This window comes from Devosia sp. (assembly GCF_034675085.1).
Taxonomy (GTDB): domain Bacteria; phylum Pseudomonadota; class Alphaproteobacteria; order Rhizobiales; family Devosiaceae; genus Devosia.
This window is the reverse complement of record NZ_JAUCDN010000040.1, coordinates 1-16219: the sequence shown is the minus strand read 5'-3', so window position 1 is coordinate 16219 and position 16219 is coordinate 1. Positions and strand designations below refer to the sequence as shown.

Below are 16219 nucleotides of genomic sequence, written 5' to 3'. Positions count from 1 at the left end.
TGCCCATGCTGATGCTGGGCGCGCTGGGGGTAGTGTTCGGCGATATCGGCACCAGCCCCATCTACGCCTTCCGCGAGGCGATGCGCGTGCAGCCGGGCGCCTCGACGGCCGACAGCGAAATCCTCGGCCTGCTCTCGCTGATCGTCTGGGCGCTCACGCTCACGGTCACGGTCAAATATGTGTTCTTCGTCACGCGGGCCGATAATAACGGGGAAGGCGGCACGCTGTCGCTGATGGCGCTGGCGCGCAAGACCTTCATCAATCCTCCGGCCTGGATCACGGTGATGGGCGTCATGGGCGCGGCCATGTTCTTCGGCGATGCCATCATCACCCCGGCCATGTCGGTTCTGTCGGCCATAGAGGGGGTGAAGCTGGTGGCGCCGGGCATGGAGCGCTGGGTGGTGCCGATCACTCTGGTGATCATCATCGGCGTTTTTGCCGTGCAGCGGTTCGGCTCGCAGCGGGTGTCGGTGTTTTTCGGTCCGGTGACGGGGTTGTGGTTCCTGGTGCTGGGCTTTTCGGGCCTGGTCCACATCATTGCCTATCCCGCCGTGCTCTGGGCCCTCAATCCGTTCCTGGGCCTGCAATTCATCTTCACCCATTTCGGCCTGGCCTTCGTGGTCATGGGCGCGGTGTTCCTGGCCGTCACCGGGGCGGAAGCGCTTTATGTCGATCTGGGCCATTTCGGGCGCAAGCCCATCGTCATCGTTTGGTTCGCGCTGGTGTTTCCGTGCCTGCTGCTCAATTATTTCGGGCAGGGGGCCTTCGTTCTCTCCGTGGGCGTCGGCAATGTGTCGAGCCCGTTTTTCGAGATGCAGCCGGAATGGGCCATCGGTCCCTTCGTGGGGCTGGCGACCGCCGCGACCATCATTGCCAGCCAGGCGGTGATTTCGGGCACGTTCAGCCTCACCCAGCAGGCCATCGCCCTCAACATGCTGCCGCGCATGGTGGTGCTGCACACATCGGCCACCCAGAGCGGTCAGATCTACATGCCGCAGATCAATTCCATGCTGATGGTGGGCGTGCTGATGCTGGTGCTGGGCTTCGGCAGCTCCAGCGCCCTCTCGCATGCCTATGGCATCGCCGTTTCCGGCGTCATGGTGATGACGCTGTCGCTGCTGGTGGTGGTCATGTGGCGCAACTGGAAGTGGCACCCGCTGGCGGTCATCGCCTTCGGTCTGGCCTTCGCACTGATCGATGGCGGCTTTTTCGCCGCCAATGCCGCCAAGCTGGTGCAGGGCGGCTGGGTGCCGGCGGTGGTGGCGCTGCTGGTGGGCATCGTGATGTGGAGCTGGATGGCGGGGCGCAAGCGCCTCTCGGAAAAGACCCGGCGCGACGAGGTGCCGCTGCAATTTCTCGTCGACAATCTCGCCAAGAAGAAGCCGACGCTGGTGCCGGGCACTGCGGTTTTCCTCACCAGCGATATCGAGGGGGCCCCTACTGCGCTCCTGCATAGCCTCAAGCATTACAAGGTGCTGCACGAAAAGAACGTTATCCTCACCGTGCGGACATCGGTTTCCCCGCGCGTGCCCGACGACGAGAAGATCACCATCGACGCCTATAACGAGCTGTTCAGCCGCGTGGTGGTGACTTTCGGCTATATGGAAAGCCCGAACCTGCCCAAGGCGCTGATGCTGGCGCGCAAGCTAGGCTGGAAATTCGACATCATGTCGACCTCGTTCTTCCTGTCGCGGCGCTCGCTCAAATCCGGCCCCAAGACCAGTCACTTTCTGCGCTACTGGCAGGATCGGCTCTTCGCCCGGCTGGCGCGCAATGCCAGCGATGCGACGGAATATTTCCACATTCCCACCGGTCGCGTGGTCGAAATCGGCACGCAGGTGGTGCTTTAGCGCTCCATGTCCGGGCAGACATAGGGCGCCTGGGCGGAGATATAGTGCTGTTCCTGCACGTCCTCGCCCAGCTTGAGGGTCAGCACCAGCTCGTCATGGGTCAAGGTGGCGATATCGGCATTGATCGTGGTTCCATCCTCGTCCCAGCTGATTTCCATGTCGGAGACCTGCTGCCATTTCGAGAGCCGATAAGTTTCCCAGCAGCTGTCGCTGACCAGCGTGCCATCGGCGAGAAAGATCTGCATGGGACCGGGCAGCGCCGGATCGGCGTCGATGCGCACCCAGACCTTGTTGAGCAGAGGATTGTCCGTCTCTTCCGCCTCGCCGGCGCTTTCGGGCACGTCCTCGGCGCTGGCGGGCAGGGTGAGGCAGGAGCCGACGCCCCAGAGGCTCATCAGCGCCAGAATGGCGGCCTTGGTGTCCATGGATCTCTCCCGGTTTCTCCTGGCCGCCAGTCTGGCGCGGCAATCGCGGCGGATTTGGGATGCCGCGATGGTGGTTTTGGGCTCAAGTCCTAGCGGGTGAAGGCGCGCAGGCCCAGCGAACGGTCGCGCTCGCGCACGCGATTGGTCTGCTTGGGCCACAGATCATAGTCGGTAACGCCCAATTCGTGGCGGGCATGCACCGGCCAGTTGGGATCGTCCAGCGCGCCGCGAGCCAGCGCGATGAAATCGGCCCTGCCGCTTTCGATGATGGCCTCTGCTTCTGCGGCGTCGCCCAGCAGGCCAACCGCCATGGTGGGGATGTCGGCCCCCTCGCGGATCGCCTCGGCGAAGGGCACCTGATAACCGGCGCCGAGCGGAATGGCCGCGCCCTCGAAGCCGCCGCTGGAGGTATCGATGGCGTCAACGCCGCGCGCCTTGAGTTCACGCGCCAGAACCACGCTGTCCTCGATCTGCCAGCCCTCGGGGTGCCAGTCGCTGGCCGACAGGCGCACGAGCAGCGGCTTGTGCGCCGGCCAGACGGCGCGCACGGCTTCGGTCACCTCCAGCACCAGTCGCATGCGGTTTTCGCGGCTGCCGCCATAGTCGTCGGTGCGCTTGTTGGCGAGCGGGGAGAGGAACTGGTTGAGAAGATACCCATGGGCGGCATGGATTTCGATGGTATCGAAGCCGGCCTTTTCGGCGCGGATGGCGGCCGCGACGAAAGCGTCGATGACGTTGCGGATGCCGGCCTTGTCGAGAGCCGTGGGGGTGGTGAAATTCTTGTTTTCGGCATGGATTTCGGCGCTGGGGGCCACTGGCGTCCAGCTTTCGAAATGCAGCGCCGTCTTTTCGGCCTCGGTTTCGTCGAAACCATTGCGCCAGGGCAGGGGTGTCGAGGCCTTGCGCCCCGCATGGGCGAGCTGGATGCCGGCGGCAGCGCCCTGGCCATGCAGGAAATCGACGATGCGGGCGAGCGGAGCGATCTGTTCGTCCTTCCACAGGCCCAGATCGGCGTAGGAAATACGCCCCTCGGGCACCACGCCCGTGGCTTCCAGCATCACCAGCCCGAACCCGCCCAGGGCAAAACGCCCCAGATGCACGAAATGCCAGTCATTGGCGAAACCGTCCTGCGCCGAATACTGGCACATGGGGGCGACGACGGTGCGGTTGCGCAGGGTGAGGCCGCGCAGGCTAACGGGCGAAAACAGCTTGGACATGGAGACTCGTCTGATGCAGTGCGAAAAAACTGCGCCATAGATGGAGCTTTCCACCTCCATCGGCAAGTGCCGATGAAAGAAAATTGTGCACGATCATGCTCGCTTGAGCGCATGCAGGCGCAGCAGTTCCTTGCCGTAGTCATTGCCATTGGGCAGGCGGGTGATGACATGGACATGGAATTTTTTCGGCACGGTATTGCTCAGCCACATGCCGGAATGATGGTCGAATTCGATCATCACCACCGGCGAATGGATGTGGAAATAAAACGGGTCGTCGTCGCCATGCCCCCCGATCCAACTGAACAGGGTGCGGTCCAGATGCGCCTCGATCTGGGCCATGCGCGCGGCGCGTGGGCCATCGGGCCAGTGCTCGTAAAAGGTTTCGACCAGCTTCAGCACCGCCGCCTGCTGGCCGGAGGTGAATTCGGACACCGGCACGCCTTCGATGGGCACGATGCGATTGTCCTGGAAGGCGCCGCCCAGATGGCGCTGGTCGGCGAAGTTGAAACGCCAGCCCGGCATGGCGGGGTCTTCCATAAGCTTATAAAGAGTGGCGCGCTCGCGCAGCTCGGGTGACAGCGACTGCATCAGTCGCAACCCCTGCTCCTCTTCGCGCTTGAACAGGGTGAAGCGCTCGCCGCTTTGCAGCGCGATGTTATTGGGCTCGGTGCCCATGAAGGTGGGGGAAATCACCATCTGCCGGCCGATGATGAGCACGTTGAAGCCGATATGGTGGCCATAAAGGTTCCAGCCCCAGGGCTCGGTGGGCGAAGGCGTGCCGAAGATAAGGAAGTGATAGGTCCATTCGCTCATGATCCTGCGCAGATCATATAGCTCGCCCAGGAAAAGATTGGCCTTCATCAGGTGCCGGATTTTCTCGAAGCCGCGCGCCGAGGTGCAGGCGGCGAGCAGGCCCAGGAAGGCCTCGCGACTGGCGTCCGAAACTGTCTCCAGCCGGATGCCATTGGTGTTGAACACCAGTTCGGGATTGTACCAGCCGCGCCATTCACTGGCGTCGATGGGATAAGAGGCTGCGGCGCGCTGTTCAGAGCTCAGCGTGGCCAGCAGCGCCTCGGCGGCCGAGACCGCCGCCTCGACGGGAAAGCCCTCATCGGCCAGTTCATAGAGCCCTTCTTCCACCACGCCGTCATGGGTGATGCCGCGATAGGGCTCCTCCGAAAGGCGTTTCCATTCCGCCTTGAGGGCAATGGCCTTGGGTGTGGAGAGAACCGGCTGCGAATAGGTGATGGGGTCCAGCCCATGCGACTTGCCCACCCGGTCATAGGATTCGGGCCAGATGTAATCGCGATAATCGGCACCGGTCATTCTCGTCCTCCGCAGGGTGTCGGCGGCATTTTGGGAGCGCACGCGAATAGTGGGCAAGCCCGGTGCGACGAAATGTTCATATGGCGGAAACTCGCCGCCCGACAGAGGCAGGCTTCCGGCAGAGTTTTCGCAATGTGAAAGAAACCGACCGCTGCGCTGGACGGGTGGGAAGCGAGTGGCTTGTCTGTGCGCAAGACGAGTTTGGAGACGATGCCGATGGGCGCGGTGGCTGCACGGGATCTGGCCTATGGCTATGGCGGAGCCGAGATGCTGGGCCGGTTCTTCATGCCAGAAGGGCAGGGGGAGCGGCCGGGCATTCTGGTGCTGCATGGCGCCCATGGATTGGACGGCTTCATCCTGTCCCGCGCCGAGTGTTTGGCTGGCTTTGGCCATGCGGTGCTGGCGGTCGATCTCTGGGGCGGGCGGGAGCTTATTTCCGATCCGGCTGCCATCGGCCCCCGGCTGGGTGCTTTTGCCGGTCACAGGGATATGTGGATGGGTCGCATCGAGGCGGCGCGGGCGGCGCTTATTGCCCAGCCAGGCGTCGACAATAGCCGCATCGGCGCGTTGGGCTACTGCTTCGGCGGAACCGGCGTTCTCGAATTTGCCCGCAAGGGCGGCGCGCTCAAGGGTGTCGTCAGCTTCCATGGCGGGCTGGACATGGTGGAAGATGACTGGAGCGGGCAGGCCGGCGCGAGCGTGCTTGTCTGCACCGGGGCCGCCGATCCCATGGCGCGGCAGGAGGATCGGCTGCGTGTCGAGGCCGGCATGAGCGCGGCGAATGTCGCCTGGGAGACGAATCTTTACGGCGGCGCCAAACATGCCTTCACCGAGCCCGATCGCCCCGGGCAACCACCTTTCGCAGGCTTCGATGCGCGGGCCGAGCGCCGCTCCTGGGCGGCGATGCGCAAATTTTTCCAAGATGTTCTGGCATAGGCGAGCGGGCTGATGGATCTGGGCATTCGCAATCGCCGCGCCTTCGTCTGCGGCTCGTCGCAAGGGCTGGGCTTGGCCTGTGCGCGGGCGCTGGCGCGCGAGGGGGCCGAGGTCTGGCTCAATGGCCGCGACGCGGAAAAGCTGGCGCGAACGGTCGAGGCGCTGCGTGCCGAATTGCCCGATGCCGTCATCCATGCCATTGCCGCCGACCTCAATAGCGCCGAAGGGCGCGCCGCCATCGTCGCGGCTTTGTCCGAGCTGGATATTCTGGTCACCAACAATGCCGGCCCGCCGCCCGGTGCGCTGGAGGATTGGGACGAGGCGGCGCTGGCCGGCGCCATGAACGCCAATTTCGTGCCGGCAGTGCAGTTGATCCGCGCCTTTTTGCCCGGCATGCAGGCGCGTCGTTTCGGACGCATCGTCAACATCACTTCGGCCATGGTGAAATCGCCCCATTACATGATGGGGCTTTCCACCTCGGCGCGCGCGGCGCTGACCGCGATTTCCAAGGCCATCAGCCGTGAGGTGGTGGCCGACAATGTGACCATCAACAATATCCTGCCCGAGCGCATCGACACGCCAAGGCAGGAATTCATGGCCCGGCGCCTGATGGCGCAGGCCGGCATCAGCTATGAAGAGGCCCGCAGCCGCGCCGCCAGTACCATCGCCGCCAAGCGCTATGGCAGCCCCGAGGAATTCGGCGATGCCTGCGCCTATCTCTGCTCGGCGCAGGCCGGGTTCATTTCCGGGCAGAATCTACAGCTCGACGGCGGCAGTTACGAGGGGTTGATCTGATGGAGCAAATTGATCCGGCCTCCCCGCTCGGCCGCGAGCTTCTGGCCTTCGAAGATGCGCGCAAGGCGGCGCTGATCGCTGCCGATGCCGAGATGCTGGACCGTATCCTTGCCAATGATTTGCAGCATATCCATTCCTCCGGCCAGGTGCATCGCAAGGCCGATTTCATCGCCCATGTGCGGCGCATGGGCGGGTTCCTGTCCATCGAGCGGGGCGAGATTTTACTGCATTCGGATGGGCGGACGGCGCTCCTTGTCGGCTCCACCATCAACCGCGTGCGCCGCATGGAAACCGACGAGATCGCCGCGCTCGAGGGCATGGGCACGGTGGTGGCCATACGCGGCCCGGCGGGCTGGCAGGTGCTGCTCTCCCAGATCACCCTGGCCCGGCGGGCCTCATAGACGGAACGAAAGCATGAAACTTCTCCGCTTTACCCATTCGGGGCAAACGCGCATCGGCAAGCTCGATGGCGACCAGGTGGTCGATCTTTCGGCGGTGCCGGGCGTGACCGGCTCCATGCGGGCGCTGATCGCCAGCCTGCCCGAATTGCGCCCGGCGCTGGAGGCGGCCGATGGCCAGCGCTTCGCGCTCCCCGATGTTCGGCTCGAAGCCCCACTTCCCGACGCCTCCAAATTCCTCGGCATCGGCATGAACTATGCCAAGCACGCCGAGGAAGCGCGGCAGGCCGGCATTCCGGTGCCCTATTCCCAGCTCTGGTTCAACAAGCAGGTGAGCTGCATCAACGGGCCCTTCGATCCCGTGGTCAAATGGAACGCCGCCGAGGCGGTGGACTACGAAGTCGAGCTGGGCGTGGTGATCGGCAGGCGCTGCCGCAACGTCAAGGCCGCCGAGGCGCGCTCGGTCATTGCCGGCTATATGGTGGTCAACGATGTGTCGGCGCGCGACTGGCTCAAGCGCTCGCCCACCTTCACCCTGGGCAAGAGCTTCGACAGCTTCGGGCCCACCGGGCCCTGGATCACCACCGATGACGCGGTGGCCGACCCGCTGGCTTTGGAGATGAAGCTCTGGGTCAATGGCGAATTGCGCCAGGAGCATCCCACTGACGACATGATCTACGACATCTGGGCGCAGATCGAATATCTGAGCACGGTGATGACCCTGGAGCCCGGCGATATCCTGGCCACCGGCACGCCTTCGGGCATCGGCGCGCCCAGTGGGCGCTTCCTCAAGCCGGGCGATGTGGTGCGTGCCGAAATCGGCGGACTGGGTGCTATCGAGAACCGCATCGTCGCCGAAGAGGCGTAACGGAAACGGGCCCCATAGGGGCCCTTCTTCAATCATCCAATATCGCGATGAAATCGCATTGGATCAGCATGCCGTTTTCCAGATCGGCCTTGAGGGCGTGGCGCGTGGGCCGGTTGTTGGGGTCGGGAAACAGCGCTTCCCAATGCGGATTGACCAGGTCGCGCTGCGAGCGGTCCTTCATCCACAGCGTCATCTTGACGATATCGTCGGGCGTGGCCCCGGCGGCGGCGGCAATGGCGCGCACATGGGCGAACATCAGTTCGCATTGCCGCTCCATGCCCTCGGCCGTTTTACCGGTCTCCGGGTCGAGGCCGTGAATGCCGCCCGAATAGACCAGATTGCCGATGCGGCAGGCGGCCGGAACCGGATTGCGGTGGGCGAACCCTTCCACATAGATGCTGGATCGTTTCTGCGCCATCCGGCTAACCTCTTCATGCTGCTGCGAATTTCCAAAAGGCACAAGCCGCCTTTGGCGGGTAAAGCAAGCAATGAGCGAAGGGATGGGCTCAAGGCAAAACGGCGCAAGTTTTCACATTGCGGAATCCGTAGCATCCGTTTGGGCAATAGGTTTTTCTGATGGGAGGGGAAGTTTCGCTATGTGAACAAAAGCGCTTTGCATGCTTGTCTTGCTCCGGCGGCGCGGGCCAGTTTGAGGCCAGCAAGGGCGGGTTGGGACCTGCCGAGCCGGGAGGAAATTGCATGAGCATGGATGAATTCGTCCTGCATCCCCCATTCAACGTCACGCGGGCCAGCCATGTCGTGTTGACCGTGGCCGATCTCGAGGCCAGCAAGGCCTTCTATACCGATCTGGTCGGCCTTGTGGTCAGCGACGAAGATGGTGAGGCGGTCTATCTGCGTGGCATGGAAGAGAGCTGTCACCACAGCCTGGTCCTGCGCAAAGGCGGCGACCCGGTATGCCAGCGCATCGGCTTCCGTGTGCAGACAGATGACGATATCCACGCCGCCAAGGCGTATTTCGACAGTGCGGGCATTGCTTCCGCATTGGTCGACGTGCCCTATCAGGGGCTGACCCTGCATGTGTGCGACAGCCTGAGTGTGCCGCTGGAACTGTGTGCCAGCATGGAATTCCGTCCGCGCCTGATGATGGCCTATGACCGCTACCGCGGCGCCAGCGCCCAGCGCCTCGATCACTATCAGCTCCAGTCGAGCGATGTCGGCGCGTCCTACGCCTTTTACCGGCCGCTGGGTTTTCGCACCAGCGAATACACCTTTTCGCGCCGCGAGGACGGGTCGGAAAAGCTCTGGGGCGTATGGATGCAGCGCAAGGGCAATCCGCACGACCTGGTGTTCACCCATGGGCCGGGGCCGCGCATCCACCATTTCGCCTATACGCTGCGTGACGCCAGCGACATGATCCGCGCCTGCGACGTCGCCGGCGCGCTGGGCATCGGGCAGCGGCTCGAGCGCGGTCCGGGCCGGCATGGCATCAGCGGCGCCATGTTCATCTATTTCCGCGATCCCGACGGGCACCGGATCGAGCTGTTCAACACCCACTACCAGAATATCGATATCGAGCCGCCCCTGGCCTGGGACCTTGAGGACCCGCGCCGCGCCGACCAATGGGGCCTGCCGGCGCAGGAGCAGTGGTTTGCCGAGGCAACCCGGTTTGCCGGCATCGATCCGCAAATGCCCGCCGAAAACGTGGAACTGCCGACGCTGGAGCGGTTCCTGGCCCGTAGGGCGGCGGAGCGGGCCTAGGCGCGCAGAGGAGAAAGAGCAATGCTGAATATCGCGATCATCGGCGCGGGGCCGGGTGGCCTGGCCTTGGCGCTGCGCCTGCACCAGAAGGGTTTCAGGCCCACCATCTATGAAGCCGCTCCCGAGCTGAAGCCGCTGGGGGTTGGCGTCGACATCAAGGTCTATGGCACCAAGGAAATCACCGAGATGGGGCTCCTTGAGGAGTTTCGCGCCATTTCGGTCGAGGCCATCGACTCCCTGTTCTTCACCCGCTACGGCCAGATGATCTATGGCGAAAAGTGCGGCAAACACATGGGCTATCCGCACGAGCAGCGGTTCGTCCATCGCGGCACGTTGCAGATGATGCTTTACGACGCGGTGCTCAAGCGCCTCGGGCCGGATTCAGTGAAGCTGGGCGCGCGCTGCGCCGGCTTCGAGCAGGACGAAAACGGCGTCACCGTGCATTTCGAGGCCGCCCAGAGCGTCCGGCACGATGTGCTGGTGGGGGCCGACGGCATCAAGTCGGCTGTACGCGATCAACTCATCCCCGGCTCGAGGGGCAGCCATTATTCGGGCATCGCCATGTGGCGCGGCGTCACTGTGATGAAGCCCTACCGCAATGGCGGCACCATTCTGCATCTGGGCGATCCGATCGCCCAGGGCAGCATGATCGTCTATCCCATCGCCAACAATGTCGACGGCGAAGGCAGCCAGCTCATCAACTGGGTGGTCGAGCAGAATGGCCAGCCCAAATCGCTCGAAGACTGGAACCAGCGGGTGAGCCCCGACGAGATCGCGCATAATTTCGACGAGTGCAAACTTGATTTCGTCAACCCCGGCGAGATCATCCGCAATGCGCGCGAGGTCTATCTCTATCCGCTGATCGACCGCGATCCGCTCGATCAATGGTCCTTCGGCCGGGTCACCCTGACGGGCGATGCCGCCCATGCCATGTATCCGCGCGGCGGCAATGGCCTGTGCCAGGCGCTGGTGGATGCGCGGGTGCTGGCCGAAAAGCTGGCGGAAATGCAAGATCCCGTTGCCGCGCTCGCCGCCTATGAAGGCGCACGCCGGGAATTCGCCAACCGCCTGGTCATCGCCAATCGCGGCGAAGGGCCCGAAGTGGTGCGACGCATCGTCGAGGAACGTTCGGGCGGCAAGCCGTTCGATGACATCGAGACGATCTTTCCCATCGCCGAATGCGAGAAAATCTTCCTCGAATACCACCGCATGGCCGGCATGCAGCGTCCCGACGATGCCGGGCCGCTGGGCTTCCGCGAGAGCTTCTTCGACGAGGGCCGCGCGCAGAAGGCCAATGTCGGCACCGATATCGCCGGCGCCAGGGGCGCGGCGCGAACGGCGGGCTAGAATCCGCTGTTATCCGAATTTCCAGAAAGGACTGAGAATGACCAAGGTGATCGACGCCAATATGCATTGGCTGCCCGATACGCTGTTTACCGACGAGACGCTGCGCGAAGCGATGATGGACTGCATTCCGCGCCAGCACGGCATCCATATCCGCATGGAGCCGATCGAGGGCAAGAACCTCAACCAGATCATCATCGAAGAGCCCAAGGGCTATGTGAACATCAACTATGCCGAGGGCCAGTATAATATCGAGAGCCAGCTGGCCGACATGGACAAGGCCGGCATCGACCAGGCCGTGTTCCGCATTCCCGTCTGGCAGGAATGGCTGAACCTGGATACCTCGAAGCGCATCAATGACGGCCTGGCCGAATATGTATCGCGCTCCAATGGGCGCTTCACCGCGCTGGCCGTGGCGCCGCCCTGGGGCGACAAGGCGACGCTGACCGAAGTCGAGCGCTGTATCGACCAGCTCGGCTTCAAGGGCGTGCAACTCGCCTGCAAATATGGCGACATCTATCTCGATGACGAGGCGTTCTTCCCCTATTTCGAGTTCCTGAACGACCGCAAGCTGCCGGCGGTGGTGCACCATACCCCGCTGCCGGTCGATCACGGCTCCATCCTCGATTACAACAACCAGCGCCGCCAATATGGCCGCTGCATCGCGCAGGGCACGGCGGTGGGGCGCGAGCTGTTCTCGGGGCTTTTCGACCGCTTTCCCGAGTTGCGCCTCAGCCATTCCATGCTGGGCGGCGGGTTCTTCGCCTTTGTCGACATGCTGGTGCCCCAGCCCAGGCACAATTACGGCGATACGGTGGATCGTTTCGACACCGGCGAGTCCAGGCTGCGCGAGCAGCTGCGCAAGAACCTGTTCTTCGACATTTCCGGGCCCCCGCAATGGGGCAAGAAGCAGCTTGAATGCGCCATCGAAGTGCTGGGCGAGGACAATATCCTTTATGGCGCCTCCTATCCCATTCGCAAGGACTGGTTCTTCGACGGCGTGCCGACGGTGCAGGCGCTCGACATATCGGACGAGGCCAAGACCAAGATTCTGGGCGGCAATGCCGCCAAGCTCTTCGGCATCTGAGGCTGAATAAAAATCCGGCGCCTGGAACGCCCCGGCGCCGGATGAACGTTTTCCTTTGGAAACGCTTTCCAACACCCCCAAAGGAGTGAAGCCATGCAGCTCAAGGATTCCTCGCTTTTTCGCCAGGCCGCGCTTGTCGGCGGCCGCTGGATCGATGCCGACGTGAAAACCGGCATCGGCGTCACCAACCCCGCTACGGGCGATATTATCGGCCATGTGCCCAAATTGGGCGGCGCCGAGACGCGCGAGGCTATCGCTGCTGCCGAAACGGCGCAGAAATCCTGGGCGGCGCGCACGGCCAAGGAGCGCGCCAATATCCTGCGACGCTGGTTCGAGTTGATGATGGACAACAAGGATGACCTCGGGCGCATCCTGACGCTGGAGCAGGGCAAGCCCCTGGCCGAAGCCACCGGCGAGATTGTTTATGGCGCCAGCTTCATCGAATGGTTCGCCGAGGAGGCGCGGCGCGTCTATGGCGACCTCATCCCCGGCCATCGCTCCGATGCGCGCATTATGGTGCTCAAGCAGCCCATTGGCGTCGTTGCCGCCATCACGCCGTGGAATTTCCCCAATGCCATGATTACCCGCAAGGCCGGTCCGGCGCTGGCCGCCGGCTGCGCCATGGTGCTCAAGCCCGCATCGCAAACGCCGTTCTCGGCCATCGCCCTGGCGGTTCTGGCCGAGCGGGCGGGGCTGCCCAAGGGGCTGTTCAGCGTGGTGACGGGCTCGGCGCGCGAAATCGGGGCGGAGATGACCGCCAATCCCATCGTGCGCAAATTGACCTTCACCGGTTCCACCGAGGTCGGGGCCGAGCTTTATAAGCAGAGCGCGCCCACCATCAAGAAGCTGGGGCTGGAACTGGGCGGCAATGCGCCCTTCATCGTCTTCGACGACGCCGATCTGGACGCCGCCGTCGATGGCGCGCTGATCGCCAAGTTCCGCAATAACGGTCAGACCTGCGTCTGCGCCAACCGCATCTACGTGCAGGATGGCGTCTATGACGCTTTCGCGGAAAAGCTGGCCGCGGCGGTGGGCGGGCTCAAGATCGGCAATGGTTTTGACGAAGGCGTGATCCTGGGACCGCTGATCGATCAGGCGGCGCTGGAAAAGGTCGAGGAGCACGTGGCCGATGCTTTGGGCAAGGGTGCCAAAGTGTTGCGCGGCGGCAGGCCGCACGTATTGGGCGGCACTTTCTACGAGGCGACGGTTCTGGCCGATGTCACCCCCGACATGTTGGTGGCGCGCGAAGAAACCTTTGGCCCGTTGGCGCCGCTCTTCCGCTTCACCGATGAGGCCGATGTCATCGCCCAGGCCAATGACACCGAATTCGGTCTGGCTTCCTATTTCTACGCCCGCGATCTCTCGCGCGTGTGGCGGGTGGCCGAGGCGCTCGAATACGGCATGGTCGGGGTCAATACCGGTCTGGTCTCGACCGCCGAAGCGCCTTTCGGCGGCATGAAATCGTCGGGGTTGGGGCGCGAAGGCTCGCGCTACGGCATCGAGGAATTCGTCGAGATAAAATATGTCTGCCTGGGTGGCATCGTGTGATGGCGATGGGAAAGATGAGGCCGAGATATGTTAGCTTTAAGGGCCCTGACGGTTACTCTTTTGGTATCGTCAACGCCGCTGGCGTCATCGATCTGCGCCGCCGTAATTCCCAATGGCCGGACCTCAAGGCGGTGATTGCCGCCGGGGCGCTTTCCCGTCTCGCCGCCGATCTGGAGGGCGTCGCGCCCGACTACCCGCTTGATGCCATCACCTATGATATCCCCCTTTCCGCGCCGGAAAAGATCATCTGCGTCGGGGTCAATTTCCCTGACCGCAATGCTGAATATAAGGATGGGCAGGCTGCGCCGGCCTACCCATCCCTTTTCGTGCGCTTTCCCGGTTCCTTTGTCGGGCACGATCAGCCTCTGATCCGCCCGCCCGAAAGCGAACAGCTTGATTATGAAGGTGAAATTGCCCTGGTCATCGGCAAGGCCGGCCGTCGTATCGGTGAGGTCGAGGCGCTGGATCATGTCGCGGCGCTGACGCTTTGCAATGAGGGTTCGGTGCGCGACTGGATGCGCCACGCCAAGTTCAACGTCACCCAGGGCAAGAATTTCGACCGCTCCGGCGCCCTGGGGCCATGGCTTATCCCCTTCGAAAGCGAGGCGCAGATCGCCGATATCGCGCTCGAAACCCGGGTAAACGGCGAAATGCGCCAATCCGACCGCACCAGCCGCATGACGTTCTCCTTCCGCCGCATCATCGCCTATGTCTCCACCTTCACCACCCTCAAGCCCGGCAACATCATCGTCACCGGCACCCCGACCGGGGCCGGGGCGCGCCTCGAGCCGCCGGTATGGCTCAAGCCGGGCGACGTGGTGGAAGTGGAGGCCGAGGGGATCGGCATTTTGCGCAACAGCATCGCCGACGAGGACAGCTAATGCTCTCTGCCCAACAGATCGCCGCCGCCGCCGCCAGTCTCGACGCCGCCGAGCGTGATCGCGCCCAGATCGGGCTTTTGTCGCTGGCTTATCCCGGCATGAGCCTGGACGATGCCTATGCTGTGCAAGCCGAATGGGTCAAGGCCAAGCGCGCCGCCGGGCGCAGGGTCATCGGCTGGAAGATCGGACTGACCTCCAAGGCCATGCAATATGCGCTCAATATCGACATCCCCGATTCCGGCGTGTTGTTCGACGACATGCTGTTTGCCGATGGCGCTGTTATTCCCAAGGGCCGCTTCATCCAGCCGCGCATCGAGGCGGAGATCGCCTTCGTGATGAAGGCGGACCTCGCCGGGCCCGACGTCAGCGTCTTCGACGTGCTCAATGCCACCGACTATGTCACCCCGGCGCTGGAAATCCTCGACACCCGCGTCCTGCGCGTTGATCCCGAAACCGGCAAGACGCGCAGTATCGTTGATACGGTGGCCGACAACGCCGCCAATGCCGGCATTGTCATCGGCGGCCGGCCGATGCGACCCGATGCGCTGGACATGCGCTGGATGGGGGCCATCGTCTCGCGCAATGCAGAAGTGGAAGAGACCGGGCTGGGGGCAGGGGTGCTCAATCATCCGGCGCGCGGCATAGCCTGGCTGGCTGGACGGCTCCACGCTTATGGCGATAGGATTTCGGCGGGCCAGATCGTGCTTGCCGGTTCCTTCATCCGCCCGGTGGAAGCGCGGCACGGCGACACCATCACCAGCGATTTCGGGCCGTATGGCACCGTGAGTTGCCATTTCGCGTAAAGGAAAAGCCATGCCCGCACCCATGAACTGCTTCAAGCAGGCGCTGCTGGAGGGGCGGGCGCAGATCGGCCTGTGGGCGGCGCTGGCCAATCCCTATGCCGCCGAAATCCTTGGCGGGGCCGGCTATGACTGGCTGCTGCTCGATGGGGAGCATGCCCCTAATGACGTGCCGGGGCTGATGCAGCAATTGCAGGCCCTGGCCGGCTCGTCCAGCCATCCGGTCGTGCGGCCGCCAATGGGGGAAGCCTGGATGATCAAGCAGCTTCTCGATATCGGCGCACAGACCTTGCTGGTGCCGATGGTGGAAAGCGGCGCCCAGGCTCGTGAGATCGCCCGGGCCATGCGCTATCCGCCCCAGGGCATTCGCGGCGTCGGCGCGGCCCTGGCACGCGCCTCCAATTTCAACCGCATCGCCGATTATCTTCCCACCGCCAATGAGCAGGTGTGCCTGCTGGTGCAGGTGGAGAGCCGCAAGGCACTGGAGGCGCTGGACGAGATCGCCACCACCGAAGGGGTGGACGGCGTTTTCGTCGGTCCCTCCGACCTCGCCGCCGATATGGGCTATCTGGGCCGGCCCGGCGAACCCGAGGTGCAGGCGGCGGTGGAGGACGCTATTGCCCGCATCACCGCCCATGGCAAGCCGGCGGGCATCCTCACCGGCGACCAGCATCTGGCCCGGCGCTATCTCGATCTGGGTGCGACCTTCGTGGCCATCGGCAATGACGTGACCCTGTTCGCCAACGCGGCCTCCAAGCTGCTGGCCGACTTCAAAGCGGGAGGCCAAACCTCCTCTAGCCCACCCAAAGACCCCTACGGCTGATCCCGCCGTCCCGCAGCCTTTTTCCACGCAGCCTCTCTTCCATCCACCAGGCCATTCCGGCGTCGGCGGAAACCATATCCGCTTGCTTTCACGCGCTCTGGCGCTGGGATCAGTCTGGATTCCGGCCGGCGCTGCAATGATCCGGTGGGGAGGAGTCCAAAATCGATTTTGTATATAAAAATATTTTTGGCTTGCCAATTTT

17 protein-coding genes are annotated in these 16219 nt (G+C 63.5%); 12 read left to right on the top strand and 5 right to left on the bottom strand.

The window, feature by feature from the left end; genetic code table 11:
* Positions 1 to 5: 5 nt before the first annotated feature.
* Positions 6 to 1850: a potassium transporter Kup gene (locus VDP82_RS04510; protein WP_323013649.1), complete on the top strand. Its 1845-nt coding sequence runs from the start codon at positions 6 to 8 to the stop codon at positions 1848 to 1850.
* On the opposite strand, the gene VDP82_RS04505 is transcribed toward VDP82_RS04510, so the two are convergent.
* The 3 genes from VDP82_RS04505 to VDP82_RS04495 form a co-directional block, all read right to left on the bottom strand.
* Complete coding sequence (locus VDP82_RS04505) at positions 1847 to 2275, bottom strand: hypothetical protein (RefSeq protein ID WP_323013647.1); 429 nt, start codon at positions 2273 to 2275, stop codon at positions 1847 to 1849. The genes VDP82_RS04510 and VDP82_RS04505 overlap by 4 nt on opposite strands.
* An 89-nt stretch (positions 2276 to 2364) precedes the next feature.
* Positions 2365 to 3492 (bottom strand): NADH:flavin oxidoreductase/NADH oxidase, encoded by a 1128-nt coding sequence (locus VDP82_RS04500; RefSeq protein ID WP_323013646.1) that lies wholly within the window; start codon positions 3490 to 3492, stop codon positions 2365 to 2367.
* 93 nt (positions 3493 to 3585) lie between these two features.
* Positions 3586 to 4818: a DUF3500 domain-containing protein gene (locus tag VDP82_RS04495; protein WP_323013645.1), complete on the bottom strand. Its 1233-nt coding sequence runs from the start codon at positions 4816 to 4818 to the stop codon at positions 3586 to 3588.
* A 210-nt stretch (positions 4819 to 5028) separates the two neighbouring features.
* On the opposite strand from VDP82_RS04495, the gene VDP82_RS04490 reads away from it, so the two are divergent.
* The 4 genes from VDP82_RS04490 to VDP82_RS04475 are packed head-to-tail and all read left to right on the top strand — an operon-like array spanning position 5029 to position 7815.
* On the top strand, positions 5029 to 5754 hold the full coding sequence (locus VDP82_RS04490) for a dienelactone hydrolase family protein (protein WP_323013648.1): 726 nt from the start codon (positions 5029 to 5031) through the stop codon (positions 5752 to 5754).
* Positions 5755 to 5766: 12 nt separating this feature from the next.
* Positions 5767 to 6549: an SDR family oxidoreductase gene (locus tag VDP82_RS04485; protein ID WP_323013644.1), complete on the top strand. Its 783-nt coding sequence runs from the start codon at positions 5767 to 5769 to the stop codon at positions 6547 to 6549.
* A complete protein-coding gene (locus VDP82_RS04480; RefSeq protein WP_323013643.1) occupies positions 6549 to 6950 on the top strand; it encodes a nuclear transport factor 2 family protein in 402 nt (133 codons plus the stop codon). The genes VDP82_RS04485 and VDP82_RS04480 overlap by 1 nt, the downstream gene beginning before the upstream one ends.
* 13 nt (positions 6951 to 6963) lie before the next feature.
* Positions 6964 to 7815, top strand: a complete 852-nt coding sequence (locus VDP82_RS04475) for a fumarylacetoacetate hydrolase family protein (RefSeq protein WP_323013642.1) — start codon at positions 6964 to 6966, stop codon at positions 7813 to 7815.
* A 28-nt stretch (positions 7816 to 7843) separates the two neighbouring features.
* On the opposite strand, the gene VDP82_RS04470 is transcribed toward VDP82_RS04475, so the two are convergent.
* On the bottom strand, positions 7844 to 8233 hold the full coding sequence (locus VDP82_RS04470) for a RidA family protein (protein WP_323013641.1): 390 nt from the start codon (positions 8231 to 8233) through the stop codon (positions 7844 to 7846).
* 281 nt (positions 8234 to 8514) lie between these two features.
* Here VDP82_RS04470 and hpaD point away from each other — a divergent pair, with 281 nt between their 5' ends.
* From hpaD to hpaI, 7 genes are all read left to right on the top strand, one after another.
* Entirely contained in the window at positions 8515 to 9534 is a 1020-nt protein-coding gene (gene hpaD / locus VDP82_RS04465; protein ID WP_323013640.1) for a 3,4-dihydroxyphenylacetate 2,3-dioxygenase, read from the top strand.
* Positions 9535 to 9555: 21 nt separating this feature from the next.
* Positions 9556 to 10881: an FAD-dependent monooxygenase gene (locus tag VDP82_RS04460; RefSeq protein ID WP_323013639.1), complete on the top strand. Its 1326-nt coding sequence runs from the start codon at positions 9556 to 9558 to the stop codon at positions 10879 to 10881.
* 37 nt (positions 10882 to 10918) lie between these two features.
* Positions 10919 to 11965 carry an amidohydrolase family protein gene (locus VDP82_RS04455; RefSeq protein ID WP_323013638.1) on the top strand — a complete coding sequence of 349 codons (1047 nt, stop codon included), beginning with the start codon at positions 10919 to 10921 and terminating at the stop codon, positions 11963 to 11965.
* Positions 11966 to 12058: 93 nt separating this feature from the next.
* Positions 12059 to 13513: an NADP-dependent succinate-semialdehyde dehydrogenase gene (gabD, locus tag VDP82_RS04450; RefSeq protein WP_323013637.1), complete on the top strand. Its 1455-nt coding sequence runs from the start codon at positions 12059 to 12061 to the stop codon at positions 13511 to 13513.
* A 14-nt stretch (positions 13514 to 13527) separates the two neighbouring features.
* On the top strand, positions 13528 to 14394 hold the full coding sequence (locus VDP82_RS04445; RefSeq protein WP_323013636.1) for a fumarylacetoacetate hydrolase family protein: 867 nt from the start codon (positions 13528 to 13530) through the stop codon (positions 14392 to 14394).
* Positions 14394 to 15197: a 2-oxo-hept-4-ene-1,7-dioate hydratase gene (hpaH, locus tag VDP82_RS04440; protein WP_323013635.1), complete on the top strand. Its 804-nt coding sequence runs from the start codon at positions 14394 to 14396 to the stop codon at positions 15195 to 15197. The genes VDP82_RS04445 and hpaH overlap by 1 nt, the downstream gene beginning before the upstream one ends.
* A 10-nt stretch (positions 15198 to 15207) precedes the next feature.
* Entirely contained in the window at positions 15208 to 16017 is an 810-nt protein-coding gene (gene hpaI / locus VDP82_RS04435; RefSeq protein ID WP_323013634.1) for a 4-hydroxy-2-oxoheptanedioate aldolase, read from the top strand.
* On the opposite strand, the gene VDP82_RS04430 is transcribed toward hpaI, so the two are convergent.
* Positions 16008 to 16219, bottom strand: a 212-nt coding sequence (locus VDP82_RS04430) for a hypothetical protein (RefSeq protein WP_323013633.1), incomplete at its 5' end; no start/stop codon positions are given. The genes hpaI and VDP82_RS04430 overlap by 10 nt on opposite strands.